Genomic DNA, 12,997 nt, shown 5'->3' on the forward strand with positions numbered 1-12,997 from the left:
ATCAATTTACGAGAGGTGATTTAGATGAATGAAAAGCAACTTGAACGCATGAAAAATGCAAAGGGATTTGTTGCCGCACTCGACCAGAGCGGAGGAAGCACGCCTAAGGCACTTAAGTTATATGGTATAAATGAGGACCAATATAATGGAGAAGATGAGATGTTTCGCCTTGTTCATGAGATGAGGACGAGAATAATCAAATGTCCTACATTTACAAGCGAGCATATATTGGCAGCAATACTTTTTAAAATCACGATGAATAGCAAGATCGACGGAAAATACACTGCTGATTACCTTTGGGAAGACAAGGGTATCGTGCCAATTCTAAAGGTGGACGCAGGTCTAGCTGATGAAAAAGATGGAGTTAGACTTATGAAGCCAAATCCAGCCCTTTCGGAACTTCTCAAGGAAGCAAAGGAAAGAAATATATTTGGAACAAAGATGCGTTCAGTTATCTTGGAGCCTAATGAAGATTCAATAAAAGAAGCTATTAAACAACAATTTGATACAGCAAGACTTATCATAAAAGCAGGTCTTGTTCCAATTATCGAGCCAGAGGTCGATATTAATGCACCTGAAAAAGCAAGGTGCGAGGAGATTCTCCATAAAGAGATCTTAAACGAGCTTAAGACTATGAATGACGATGATTATCTCATGTTCAAGCTGACTATTCCTGAAAAAGCTAATCTCTATAAAGACCTGTTAGACTATCCTTGCACTGTTAGACTTCTCGCTTTATCCGGTGGATATTCTCAGGAAGATGCTAATAAAAAGCTTGCACAAAATAATGGCATGACTGCAAGCTTCTCAAGGGCTCTTACAGAAAAACTTTTTGTAAATCAGACTGATGAAGAGTTTGCTGATGAGATGAAAAAGTCCATTGATAAGATTTATGAGGCTTCGATTTCATAGTTTTATAGAATTAATTCTTGCTTAGGCTTTTTGTTAGATCGATTAAATTATTAGAAAAAATATCGGTTATAATCAAATGATTATAACCGATATTTTTTAATACGATTTAGTAACAACAATAACTAATCTGTGATTTATTTTCTATTTTTTTGTTTATAACAATAAATTCTTTACCTTCATCAGGTTAGAAGAATTCAACTCCATTATTTCTTTCAACTTTAGTTATTGAATATTCAACATCTTTTATAGCTTCATTGGAACTATGAAAGAAATACAATTACACGATAGAAAAATGCATCATTTAAAGGGCACGCAAAATAGCGTGATTGCTAAGATGTAGGGTCTGTCTGATCAGCAAATTGAGGCAAGGATAGCTTTTACGGAGGCGATTGCGGAAATTGTGCAGTATCAAGATGAGATTATGGGTAGATAGGCTTTCCCCAAACAAGCGCACCGCCGGTAGCCGCTGCGCTTGTTTGGGGAAAGCCTAAAATTATTACAGCGCCGCAGTTTCGCTAATATGGCGGGGCGCATGGAGTTGCCGGTGAAGCATGAATATAGTCTAGCTTAAATTTTGGTTGCAAGAAAAAGCCACAATTGATAATTTAATGGTGGCAATATTTTAATGAGCAATAAGATAATCGATCATGCCTAAGGCGAACTCTTCATCTAGATTGGAGAAAGATGAATAGTCTTCTGAGGGGCGACCTTCTCCTGCCTTAAGATAGTCATCTTCGGCGCCTAAACTAATGCCGATATATCTACCGATGACTTTAATGGTTTTTTGGTCGCGCGAGATTACATCATAAGAAGCATCATTTTTAAATATATAAAGTGTGTCTTCTTCTATTTTCTGGCTATCATCATTATACTTTGCTCCTATAACGAAATATTTTAGATTATTGCTCGCAATTGCTTGCGCCACTGTTGACGATAGTCTAGGTTTGTATGCAATAAATTTAAAATTTCCACCAGTGTCATCGGTGGTGCCTTGATAGCAGCCATAAATAGTTCCTGGCTCTGCGTCTGGGTCGTCCACGTTACTGTTGTAGATAGACTGATAAAAGAGACCATCATCATTCTCAGCAGTCTCAGGGAAAGTGAGCTTACTAGGATTATCTGGGTCGGTAGAGATGCTAGCGTGTGAGCCGCTACCACCCGAACCACTACTGCCACCGCAAGCAGCCATGGCTAAAACTAAACTAAAACTAACCAAAAGTGCTTTCTTAAATCTATATTCCGTCATTTAAATCCGATTATGCTCTGAGAACTTATAAGGCATACTGATGATCTTAGACTAAATTAAAACCACCAGCTTCACTGATGGTTGTGATTCATTCCAATTTGATTTTATCATCAAGCATAAAAATTTCTGATTTTTTTTAACTCCACTACTACTCTATTTTTTCTATCCATGAATACGCTTTTAAGCATGCTTCTTTTTCTTCTTGAGTTAGCAAGTTTATTAATCTTTTAACTACACCGCCTCCGAATCGATATGGATACTCATGATGATCATCTATCTGAATAGGAAAATTATAATAGTAGTCATCATCTAACGACATACTTACTTTCCTTCTAGGATCTTCTTTATCGATAGGAATTGCATCTAAAGCACCGGTCACTCCCCCATAACAGAAGTAAAAATGTTGCAGAATGAATTAATATACAGGGCTGGTGTATCTAAAATGCAGTCATATATTTGTTTTGTCAGGTCTTTTGAATTTGAAACAACCAGGTATAACTTTCCATCCAATCCTAAGAAGTAATCAAAAAAACAAATTGATGAATAATCTCCAGATCCTTCTTGCCTACATAGACGCTCTATTCTCCAACCTTTATATACAACCTCTTCTCTTTCTATAAAGGTCTCCGTTTTCGTCTCATGGTCTATATAGTTTTCCTTTTTAAAAAGTCCAACTTTCCTGACTTTTGGAACGTCTACTGTTATTGTTCTGGTTTTTTCTACATCTTTCTCAAATATAGCATCAAAATCTTTTGTTACATATCCAGCAATTATTTTACATGCATCAGCAAGCATTTTTTTATCTAAAAAAAGTTGTGATTTTGAGACTTCGCTTTCAGAAATTTCTTTATAGTATGCATGAAATACACCGCAAGAGTTTTGAACAGATGCAGTTGTCTGTAATAATAATCTTTGCTCTTTGTTATCAATCATGTTGATATATATTTGCATGATTGTTTTGTTAAATCCTACTATATTCTCATTCGTATTAGTAAATTCCAAATACTCCATATGTTTCTTTTCCCTTTCTACATTTAAATGAGCTAAACTTTATTAGTGAATAAAATCTCAGCAATTATATACATATATTAAAGATTGTTTTCCCTTAATCAATAATATTTGCTATCATATAATTGTGACAAATATGTTAAATCCGTACTTTGTTCTTTTATTTGACCATTAACTTCTATCGAATACATACTTCCATTCTGGCATAATTCAACTAAACCATAACTGACTGTCTTTGACTTTAAAACCATTACCTACACCTTCCCTTTCTTTTCCTTTTATTATAATTTTTATTTTTTATTAATTGCTGTACCCTCTGTATAATGAGTGCAGTAGTTAATATACATAATAAATATTAATTTTCATGAAATATGTTGCACCTTGAGAGGTTCCTTATTATCATCGGATTATGCTTCTTAATAATGTGTATTGGTAAGTCTATTGATTTTCAATTTCAAAAAGAAACTTTGTTATCTCTTATGTATTATACTATTTGATTATATCAAGTAGCCTTTTTCTTGTATATTTGTCATGCTCGATAACCTTATATTTTGGTGTGTTGTTTTACATATATCCACTTATTTCATATAACTTTAATATCCTCTTGTTCTCTCCCTAATCAACTTCCTATCATAACGTGCTTTCGTTAAATTATGCACCTTGAAATATTATTATATTCATAAAGGTGTTACGTTGTTTCAACTTTCTTCTAGGATACATCACCCCCCCATTTTGCAAGTTTATATTAAAAATAATCAAATAATTTGTAGATTTTAATGATTGTTAACCAGCATAACTAATTAGCAAGAGAGCCTTGCAATTTTATCGGGGGGGGTCTAGAATGACATCATGAGGAGGAAAATACAATGAATAAATTTACAAAACGAGCAATTGGATTATTAGTTTCTTTATCCGTTGCTATAAGTATGTGCCTAGGTGCAACCGCTATTTTTGCAGCTAACACAACCAATCCTAGTGATAAGCTCACAACATATCAGCATACTACACCACATAAGGCTCCAGTCAATGGTCAAAATGGTAACTCAGATATGTTTTATTTTGAAATATTACCTGAGATTTTGCTAGATAATAATAATGCCATCTTCAAAAGTCCATTTGATACGCCGGGAAACTTGCGTAGCCCTATCGTATTTGGTGGTCCTGTTAAATACCCAACTGCTAAATCTGCATGGGAAAAAGTAGCCTTTAATGTTTATGATGAAAATGGAAATCTGATTGAAACCAAGACTGGTACTATTGGTGACCACGGAAGATGGGGCGGTGCTAAGTATATAGGTCCTTATAAAAAAGGTCATAATTATACAATAAGCGTCGATACATCTACACTTCCTGATGGATATTACTCATATGTTACAGCAGTAGATTCTGGGCATTTTCCACAGGATGTAACAGAAGTCAAAGATTTTAAAAATGCTAAGTATGACAAATCTTTTAAAGAAGACTATGCTTCTGTACGCTTTAATATGGATGTAGTAAGTGTGCTATATGCAAAAATGAAGATGTTGCAAAGAACCAATTTACTTTAGATGATAAAGGCAAGGCAACAGGATGGAATACAAAATACAAAAATGGTGATGATTATGTCCTTAAAACAATTGATAAGTATGGTAATTTTGTAATTCCTACAAAAGAGGAAATGGAAAAACTTGCGGATGAAGGGTATCGTCCTAATGGATTCTATTTCTACATGATAGATGATAATGGGGAGCAACAAAAGATAGGACCTCTCTATGAAAAACTACCAACTACTTTTAAACTGTTCCGCAATGGTTTCAATTATCTAAGATATTATACGGATAATGATGGTATCAACACATTAAATAAATATAAACAATCCGGAATATTCACTATGGTCTTAGATCAGAGTGTTCCAAAAGTAACCTTTGATCGCAATTTTGATGATCCTAAATACCCAAATACTGAAGTTGGCACTTTAAATGTATATTATAAGAAGTCATTAAAGACTAATTGCGTTGGTAATTCTTGCGGTTCAAAGAGTTTACCTAAGGCTCCAACCAGAAAAGGCAAGGTATTTGCAGGCTGGAATACTAAACCAGATGGTAGCGGTGACAAATTCACCATCAATACAAAGGTAACTGATGATGTAATAGTATACGCTCAGTGGAAAGATAAAGAAGTAAATCCTAATCCTAATACTCCAGCTGATACAAAAAATACTCCAAAAACAGGAGATAATACGCTTGATATATTATATGTATTATCTATTGCTATGGTGATGAGTACAGGTCTTTTGCTAATTCTTAAAAAAAGGAAAAGCATTAAATAAAAAATCTACAAGGAAAATCATTTAATAACAAATCTAACTAGAGGGACTTATGACAGTCCCTCTTTTTTTATAAAAGAAAAAGCTGGGAGTTTTCCCAGCTAATTTTTATACCTTGTATAAATTTCAATTTTTTTAACATCTCAAAAAATTAAGTGTGCCTTGTTAGGCACGCTTTTAAATATCCTTAACGCATAAGGCTTAAAACCTTAAAACACCATATCCTTAACTAATAAGGTTTTAGGCAGAATTATGTTACCACATTTTTAATTGATTTCAAGTGGAGCGGGCGAAGGGAATCGAACCCTCGCTGCAAGCTTGGGAAGCTCGCGTTCTACCATTAAACTACGCCCGCATTTCTACCAAATTATGGCACGTGGTAACTATAACAAAAATTCAGGCTAATTTCTATATTTTTCATACATTTATCATCTTTTTAATATCTTTTTTATAAATATTGTTTTATAATATGGCAACATTAAAGTATGGAGGTAATCGTGGACAGTAATATCTTTAGTAAAAGATTTTCATCTTTTCGAATTATTATTTTGGGATTTATGTCCATCATATTTGTTGGAGCGTTATTACTTTCAATTCCATTATCATCAAAATCCGGTGAATGGACATCATTTCATGATGCTTTATTTACCTCTACTTCTGCTATCTGTGTTACCGGCCTTGTCGTTAAGGATACTGCATCTTATTGGTCTTTGTTCGGTCAGATTATTATACTTATTTTGATTCAGGTTGGCGGACTTGGTATTGTCACGGTAGCTGCTTTTATTGCAACCCTTTCCGGCAGAAAAATTTCACTTCTTGAGCGTAATACTTTAGTTGAAAGTTTTTCCGGCCATCAGATTGCAGGTGCCGTAAAGATGACCTTATTTATTTTCAAGGCTGTATTCATATTTGAATTCATTGGAGCCCTAGTCATGCTTCCAACTTTTATTAAAAAGTTTGGAGCGGAGGGAATATGGATGTCGATTTTTCATTCTGTCTCTGCTTTTTGTAATGCAGGTTTCGATATAATGGGAGAACATACGGGTAATTTTTCATCACTTATATCTTTCAGTAACAACTTTAACATTGTTATTCCGATTGTATTTTTGATAATATTCGGCGGAATGGGTTTTCTAACCTGGGATGATATTGCAGAACATAAATTTCATCTAAAGCGATATAGCATGCAAACAAAAACTGTTCTTACAGTTACTATTATTTTGATTCTAATTCCTACGCTAATATTGTTTTTCAATGATTTTTCAGCATATGGATTAAAGGATAGATTCTGCCTTTCTTTATTCCAAGCGGTAACTCCGAGGACCGCCGGTTTTAATACAATCGATCTTAATGCTATCACAAGTTCAGGAAGAGTATTAATAATTATACTAATGCTTATCGGAGGTTCTCCCGGTTCTACGGCAGGCGGTATCAAAACAACAACGGTTGCGGTTCTTATAGCAAATATGATATCTGTTATTAAAAGAGAAAAATCACCACATTTGTTTGGGCGAAGAATTAATGACCATGCTGTAAAAAATGCGGCAACCTTACTTCTTATATATCTTTTTTCTTCAATAGCAGGAGCTATGGCAATAAGTATTATCGAAGGAATTCCTTTTGAAAAGTGCATCTTTGAAACTGCTTCTGCAATTGGAACGGTTGGTTTATCACTTGGGATAACGACTTCAATCGGTCTCGCTTCTCATATGATTTTGATAGCTTTGATGTTTCTCGGAAGGGTGGGCGGTCTAACATTTCTATTTGCCGCCGTAAACAGTGACGGAGTGGAAGTTTCGCAATATCCGGTTGAAAAAATTAATGTCGGTTAAAGGAGGTATCTTAAATGAAATCTATACTATTGATTGGAATTCACAGCTTTGGTTCCCTACTTGCCAAGCATTTTAGCAAGCAGGGGCATGAGGTAATGGCGATTGACAGGGAAGAAAGCCGAATTAATGAAATACTTCCCTATGTCACGGACGCACAGATTGGAGACAGCACCAACGAGAAATTTCTCAGAACACTTGGAATAAACAACTATGACATTTGCATTGTAACAATTGGGGGAGATTTTCAAAGCTCGCTCGAAACGACATCTCTTCTTAAAGAACTGGGAGGAAAGCTCGTAGTTTCGAGAGCGGACCGTGATGTTCAGACAAAGTTTCTCTTACGTAACGGTGCTGATGAGGTATTAAATCCGGAAAAACAGGTCGCTGAATGGGCGGCAATACGTTATGGTTCCAATCACATACTTGATTATATTAAGCTTGATGATGATCATGCGATTTTTGAGGTTCCTGTACCAACGGACTGGGCAGAAAGAAGTATTGGTCAGATAGACATACGTAAAAAACATAACATAACAATCATCGCCGTTAAGGATCATGGGGAAGTTGATCTTTCAATTACACCGGAAACAATTTTGAAACCGAGTATGACTATGCTCGTATTGGGAGAAAAGAAATCTATCAAAAAATGTTTTCATATATAATATCAATAATTTTCCATTGCATTCTTAATTATCAAAGGCAGCTTCTCACATTTGTCCTTAGAAATTGATGCTATCGAAACCCTGACTCCACCTTTATTAAGAGGAACAACAAACACATTATCGTCTTCAAGACTTGTGGCAAGCTCATCAGGTCTTTCGCATGGAATAGTTGCAAAAAATCCCGCTCTAAACGGAAGAATTTCAAGTCCACATTCTTTTGATGCTTTCTCAAACGCTCTTCCTCTATCCATGAGGATCTCACGGAATTTTTTTCTTTCCTCTGAAACCCTTGATAATAATTCATCATCTTTATATATCTTTTCTATAATCTTCTGCGGTGCCTTAGGTGAGTTAGACCAAGTTGCTCTAGATGAATATGTGACTGCAAGTTCAAATTCCTTGGCAAGCTCAGCATTCCCCGCAAGGCAAATCAGTGCTGCACACCTCAATCCATAGAGTGTAAATGTCTTTGAAGCACTATAAGCAAACAAAAGCATTATTTCTTCGTTAAGCTTTTCTAAAATTGGAAGAAAAGACCTCGCGTCATCTTCATCTCCTGCAAAATCTATGTATGCAACATCTATGAGCAGAGAAATCTTTTTATCCTCGCTACTTAACTCATTTAGCACATTTACAAGAGAATCGAAGTCTTTATCAGAAAGCGAATATCCCGTTGGATTGTTCGCAGGCGTATTTATCATTATAAGAAGCCTATCTTGGTTCCTAAGTAATTTCTTAACGCATCTTGAAAAATCAGGTATATTAAAATCTCCATTTGCATCGAAGAGCTCAAAAACTTCCATGCTTCTTCCCTGTTCAGATAGAATGTTCTTATATGGACCCCAGTGCCAGTCGTGAGTCAAGACCTTATCGCCTATGGCTGTGTAATTTGCAACTGCATTTCTTATTGTCGAAGTACCGCCCGCTCCAGCAACAACTCCAATTTTTCTCTTTGGTTTATACTTCCCAAAGGCTGCTCTCACAATAGATTTTTTAAATCCCTCAGTACCTGAAATTGGTGCATAGGTAGCATAATCGGCAGGACATAAGCTTCTCATAACCTCGTCCACCGAGCTCAATATCATGGGATTTCCATCATCATCGAGCATCGTGCCTACTGTAGCATTTATTACATTCTCTTTTCCATATTTTGAAGTAGCAAGCCTTGCCCTTTCGCCAACACCGAATATCTTGTCCTCTTTCGGTATCACTCTTCCATTATAAGCGACCATAGACTTTTGATTCGTCATCTGATTCATATTCTCGTCACTATCTCCCATCGTGCTAAAATGTTTACCTCTCTTAACTCTCACATAGTTTATATTTTCGCCTAGCCTGCTGAATTTTATCTCATATTCTGTCTTTATATTGTTCTCACCAAGCTCGCTTCTATGTAAATCTCTTGTAAAATCCTCAATGCTTAGGTTCTCTGACAGCATTTCCCTGATGCTGAAATCGAAAAGGTCGTCATTATCCGTCTTAAAAAATAACTCTCCCTCCTCATTAAGAATCGTAAAATACTGCCTAAGTTTATCCCTATGAGTGAGCCTATGCTTTGCCGTCCTCGGCTTAGGAAGTGGATCGCTAAAATTTAAATATATCGCATTTACCGAGGTTCTAGGGAACCATTCTCTTAAATCATTTATAAACTCAGGAATAAAGATGACATTATTTAGATTTTTCTCCTTAACTTTTTCCATAGCTCTAAGAAGAACGCTTCTATTTCCTTCAATTGCAATTAAAAGCTCATTTGGTCTATTCGTAGCAAGCGATGCTGTAAATGTGCCCTTCCCGCAGCCGACCTCTACAGAAATTTTTTCCGCAGAAATTCTTTGCATATCTTTAGCCCATAAGTTTTTATGAGCCTTAGGATCATAGACAATCATGTCATCATATATCTTATATTTGTTTTCTAAATCTTTAACTTTTCTCTGTCTCAAATTTCTTCCAATCTTTTGTCTGCCTCGCTTGTCTAAGCAATAAAAACAGTTTAATTTTTTGCAAATCAATTTTTATGCAAAATGCCAAATGTCAATAAATCTCGTCATCGTGGCTAAGGTGAAAAATATAAGCACGATTATCGCAGCTATCAAATCTACCTTTTTAAATGCAATCTGATTCATCCTAGTTCTGCTTTTCCCTCCGTGGTAGCATCTAGCTTCCATCGCAAGTGCTAGGTCCTGTGCAATCCTAAATGAGCTTATAAAAAGCGGAATTAGAATTGGAATAAGGCTTTTTGCTCTCTTTATTATATTTCCCGACTCAAAGTCTGCACCTCTCGCCTGCTGTGCCTTTATTATCTTATCCGTTTCTTCCATAAGGGTCGGAATAAATCTAAGTGCTATGCTCATCATGAGAGCGATTTCTCCGCTTGGTACACCTACCTTTGACAGCGGTGACAAGAGTTTTTCAAATCCGTCCGTAAGTTCAATGGGCTTCGTTGAAAGCGTAAGCATTGAAGTTCCAATAATTAGAAGTATCAGTCTAAGTGCAACAAAGAATGCCCTATATAGACCCTCATAAGTAATCGTCAAAAATTTCCAGTGCCAAAGCACCCTGCCGTCCATCATAAACATATTTAAGACAAAGGTGAAAATAATAATTACAATAATTACCTTTAAACCTCTGAAAATAAATTTAGGTGGGACATGAGATATTCCTATTACTATCGCAAGACCTATAGCCAAAACTAAAAATCCTAGAAAATTATTTACAACAAAAGTTTCAATTATATATAAAAAAGTTATTATAATCTTCGTTCTTGCATCGAGCTCATGGACCTTTGATTCCGCTGGAAAATACTGACCTAATGTTATATCCCTAATCATTTAAGACCCTCGCTATTTCTTCAAGAGCTTCATCAAGAGTGAGCACATCGGTTTTTACCCCTTCTATTTCTTCTGAAATCCTGTGCATAATCTCAGTCACCTTTGGAACACCAAGCCCTATGCTGTTAAGTTCATCTTTTTTTTCAAAAACTTCTCTCGGCGTCCCTTCCATTGCAATTTTTCCCCTGTCAAGCACTATCATCTTGTCAGCAAGTTTTGCAATGTCATTCATATTATGAGATACAAAAATCAAAATTATATTCTCATTTTTCTGAATATTTTGAATCATATTGATTAGTTCGTGCCTAGATTCCGGATCAAGCCCTGCAGTAGGCTCATCAAGTATGAGGACTTCCGGCTTCATCGCAATGACGCCCGCAATGGCAACTCTCCTCTTTTGACCTCCGGATAGTTCAAATGGCGACCTATCCTTTATCATTTCATAGTCGAGCCCTACCTTGCTTATAGCATCCCTTGCTATTTCTTCAAGCTCTTTCTCATCTTCTATTCCTAGGTTTTTGGGTCCGTATATTACATCTTTTCTTACAGTTTCTTCAAAAAGCTGGTACTCCGGATATTGGAACACCAATCCCACCTTTTTTCTTATATTAACAAGGGGAAAATCCTTTTCTGTAATGCAGTCCTCACCTATGAATATTTCTCCATCGTCAGGTCTAAGCAAGCCATTGAGCATTTGAAGAAGTGTAGATTTGCCTGAGCCGGTGTGACCGGCGACTCCCAAAATGCTATTTTTTTCTATGCCAAAACTGACATCATCTAGAGCCTTTGTCTGGTTTGGAAAGTCTTTTGAATATGTATAATTTAGATTTTTTACCTGTATATACATCAATCTCTCCTCGTTGATAGAGAAATAATTGATTTTGCAAATTCATCGCTCGTTAAGATGCCTTGCTCGAGGTCTATTCCCCGTTCTCTTAGCCTTCTAGCAAGCTGTGCTACTATTGGTAACTCAAGGCCTGAAGCTATAACCGAAGCTGAATCTGAAAAAAGCTCTTTAGGGGTTAGGTCTTTACAGATTTTGCCCCTATCCATTACCACGATTCTATCCGCTTGGGTTGCTTCTTCCATGAAATGAGTTATCAAGATCACGGTTATCCCTTTTGAATTTAGATTCTTAATAATTTCAAGTACCTTTGTTCTTCCCATAGGGTCAAGCATGGCTGTAGGCTCGTCAAATACAATGCACTCCGGCATCATAGCTATAGCTCCCGCAATGGCTATCCTCTGTTTTTGCCCACCCGAAAGAGTGTGAGGAGCCTTAGTCCTATGCTCATACATATCTACCGCCTTTAAAGCAAGGTCTACCCTCTTTCTTATTTCTACAGGTGGAATCCCAAGGTTTTCCGGTCCAAAAGCTATATCATCTTCGACAATTGATGATACAATCTGATTGTCTGGATTCTGAAATACCATGGCAACCTTAGACCTTATATCGAAAATTTTCTCCCTCTCGCTTGTTAACATTCCGTCTACGCTGACAGTTCCATGCGACGGCATAAAAATTCCATTGATGGTCTTTGCTAGAGTTGATTTGCCTGAGCCATTTCTACCGACGATTGAAATAAATTCGCCTTTTTCTATGTCGAGGCTGACGCCGTCAAGAGCTTTTCCTACTACCTCGGTTATGTTGCCCGTCTTACCTTGATTGCCTGCACTGCCTGCTTTGCCTGTATCACTCTTGCCTACATTGCTCTTGCTACCTGCACCGTCGGAGTTTTCCGTAGCCATCTTATATTCAAATGTTACATCTCTTATTTCTATAAAAGCCATAGCCGAATTATTATATATTATGTTTTAAATTTATGCAATAAAAGAGCGACAGCCGTGAGGCTAAATAAGCTCGCACTAGCTGTCGCTTTTTATCTAAAATTTACTTCATCAGGTCGAGAATTGCATTCTCCTGCAAAACTCCTGTTTCTTTATATGTAATTTCGCCATTTTTTACAACCATTAGAGTTGGTATGCTCATTACTCCATATTCCATAGCAAGCTCCTGCTGTTCATCAACATTAACCTTGCCAACCTTGAAGCTGTCATTCTCCTTTGCAAGCTTTTCAACTATAGGTCCCTGCATCTGGCATGGCCCGCACCAATCTGCATAGAAATCAACAAGTATAGGCTTGTCTGACTTTTTAACTTCATTTTCAAAATTTTCTTTTGTTAGCTTAATAACTTCCATTTAA

The 12,997-nt window shown here is 36.4% G+C and carries 13 protein-coding genes and 1 tRNA gene; 5 read left to right on the forward strand and 9 right to left on the reverse strand.

What is annotated here, in order from left to right:
* The first annotated feature begins 24 nt into the window (after positions 1–24).
* Entirely contained in the window at positions 25–912 is an 888-nt protein-coding gene (locus BQ5371_RS01935; RefSeq protein ID WP_071132277.1) for a fructose bisphosphate aldolase, read from the forward strand.
* 622 nt (positions 913–1,534) lie between these two features.
* Here the strand turns inward: BQ5371_RS01935 and BQ5371_RS01940 are convergent.
* The 3 genes from BQ5371_RS01940 to BQ5371_RS01950 all read right to left on the reverse strand — a co-directional run bounded on the left by BQ5371_RS01940 (position 1,535) and on the right by BQ5371_RS01950 (position 3,169).
* Positions 1,535–2,158, reverse strand: coding sequence for a hypothetical protein (locus BQ5371_RS01940; protein WP_135354779.1), 624 nt, complete (start codon positions 2,156–2,158; stop codon positions 1,535–1,537).
* A gap of 148 nt (positions 2,159–2,306) precedes the next feature.
* Positions 2,307–2,537, reverse strand: coding sequence for a hypothetical protein (locus BQ5371_RS01945; RefSeq protein ID WP_071132279.1), 231 nt, complete (start codon positions 2,535–2,537; stop codon positions 2,307–2,309).
* Positions 2,534–3,169: a hypothetical protein gene (locus BQ5371_RS01950; RefSeq protein WP_071132280.1), complete on the reverse strand. Its 636-nt coding sequence runs from the start codon at positions 3,167–3,169 to the stop codon at positions 2,534–2,536. The genes BQ5371_RS01945 and BQ5371_RS01950 overlap by 4 nt, the downstream gene beginning before the upstream one ends.
* 863 nt (positions 3,170–4,032) lie before the next feature.
* Between BQ5371_RS01950 and BQ5371_RS01955 the strand changes: the two genes are divergently transcribed.
* Positions 4,033–4,713, forward strand: coding sequence for a hypothetical protein (locus BQ5371_RS01955; protein WP_071132281.1), 681 nt, complete (start codon positions 4,033–4,035; stop codon positions 4,711–4,713).
* A gap of 110 nt (positions 4,714–4,823) precedes the next feature.
* Positions 4,824–5,474, forward strand: coding sequence for an InlB B-repeat-containing protein (locus BQ5371_RS01960; protein ID WP_071132282.1), 651 nt, complete (start codon positions 4,824–4,826; stop codon positions 5,472–5,474).
* Positions 5,475–5,752: 278 nt separating this feature from the next.
* Here the strand turns inward: BQ5371_RS01960 and BQ5371_RS01965 are convergent.
* Positions 5,753–5,826: transfer RNA gene (locus tag BQ5371_RS01965), tRNA-Gly, on the reverse strand.
* A gap of 142 nt (positions 5,827–5,968) precedes the next feature.
* On the opposite strand from BQ5371_RS01965, the gene BQ5371_RS01970 reads away from it, so the two are divergent.
* Positions 5,969–7,303 (forward strand): TrkH family potassium uptake protein, encoded by a 1,335-nt coding sequence (locus tag BQ5371_RS01970; protein WP_328586033.1) that lies wholly within the window; start codon positions 5,969–5,971, stop codon positions 7,301–7,303.
* Positions 7,304–7,317: 14 nt separating this feature from the next.
* The gene (locus BQ5371_RS01975; protein ID WP_071132284.1) at positions 7,318–7,965 is read left to right on the forward strand and encodes a potassium channel family protein; all 648 of its coding nucleotides are present in this window, start codon (positions 7,318–7,320) and stop codon (positions 7,963–7,965) included.
* Between the two features lie 2 nt (positions 7,966–7,967).
* On the opposite strand, the gene trmB is transcribed toward BQ5371_RS01975, so the two are convergent.
* The 5 genes from trmB to trxA form a co-directional block, all read right to left on the reverse strand.
* Positions 7,968–9,905, reverse strand: a complete 1,938-nt coding sequence (gene trmB, locus BQ5371_RS06815) for a tRNA (guanosine(46)-N7)-methyltransferase TrmB (RefSeq protein ID WP_083377380.1) — start codon at positions 9,903–9,905, stop codon at positions 7,968–7,970.
* Positions 9,906–9,977: 72 nt separating this feature from the next.
* On the reverse strand, positions 9,978–10,793 hold the full coding sequence (locus BQ5371_RS01985; RefSeq protein ID WP_071132285.1) for an energy-coupling factor transporter transmembrane component T family protein: 816 nt from the start codon (positions 10,791–10,793) through the stop codon (positions 9,978–9,980).
* A complete protein-coding gene (locus BQ5371_RS01990) occupies positions 10,786–11,640 on the reverse strand; it encodes an energy-coupling factor transporter ATPase (RefSeq protein WP_071132286.1) in 855 nt (284 codons plus the stop codon). The genes BQ5371_RS01985 and BQ5371_RS01990 overlap by 8 nt, the downstream gene beginning before the upstream one ends.
* Complete coding sequence (locus BQ5371_RS01995; RefSeq protein WP_135354780.1) at positions 11,640–12,584, reverse strand: energy-coupling factor transporter ATPase; 945 nt, start codon at positions 12,582–12,584, stop codon at positions 11,640–11,642. Before BQ5371_RS01995 ends, BQ5371_RS01990 begins: the two co-directional genes overlap by 1 nt.
* 100 nt (positions 12,585–12,684) lie before the next feature.
* Positions 12,685–12,993, reverse strand: coding sequence for a thioredoxin (gene trxA, locus BQ5371_RS02000; protein WP_071132287.1), 309 nt, complete (start codon positions 12,991–12,993; stop codon positions 12,685–12,687).
* Between the last annotated feature and the right edge of the window lie 4 nt (positions 12,994–12,997).

The organism is Alterileibacterium massiliense, assembly GCF_900104645.1.
GTDB lineage: Bacteria > Bacillota > Clostridia > Peptostreptococcales > Anaerovoracaceae > Alterileibacterium > Alterileibacterium massiliense.

Excerpts from the sequence above, each read along its gene's own strand:
- BQ5371_RS01935 (WP_071132277.1), top strand. The coding sequence starts at position 25 with ATGAATGAAAAGCAACTTGAACGCATGAAAAATGCAAAGGGATTTGTT.
- BQ5371_RS01940 (WP_135354779.1), bottom strand. The coding sequence starts at position 2,158 with ATGACGGAATATAGATTTAAGAAAGCACTTTTGGTTAGTTTTAGTTTA.
- BQ5371_RS01950 (WP_071132280.1), bottom strand. The coding sequence starts at position 3,169 with ATGGAGTATTTGGAATTTACTAATACGAATGAGAATATAGTAGGATTT.
- BQ5371_RS01955 (WP_071132281.1), top strand. The coding sequence starts at position 4,033 with ATGAATAAATTTACAAAACGAGCAATTGGATTATTAGTTTCTTTATCC.
- BQ5371_RS01960 (WP_071132282.1), top strand. The coding sequence starts at position 4,824 with ATGGAAAAACTTGCGGATGAAGGGTATCGTCCTAATGGATTCTATTTC.
- BQ5371_RS01975 (WP_071132284.1), top strand. The coding sequence starts at position 7,318 with ATGAAATCTATACTATTGATTGGAATTCACAGCTTTGGTTCCCTACTT.
- BQ5371_RS01985 (WP_071132285.1), bottom strand. The coding sequence starts at position 10,793 with ATGATTAGGGATATAACATTAGGTCAGTATTTTCCAGCGGAATCAAAG.
- BQ5371_RS01990 (WP_071132286.1), bottom strand. The coding sequence starts at position 11,640 with ATGTATATACAGGTAAAAAATCTAAATTATACATATTCAAAAGACTTT.
- BQ5371_RS01995 (WP_135354780.1), bottom strand. The coding sequence starts at position 12,584 with ATGGCTTTTATAGAAATAAGAGATGTAACATTTGAATATAAGATGGCT.
- trxA (WP_071132287.1), bottom strand. The coding sequence starts at position 12,993 with ATGGAAGTTATTAAGCTAACAAAAGAAAATTTTGAAAATGAAGTTAAA.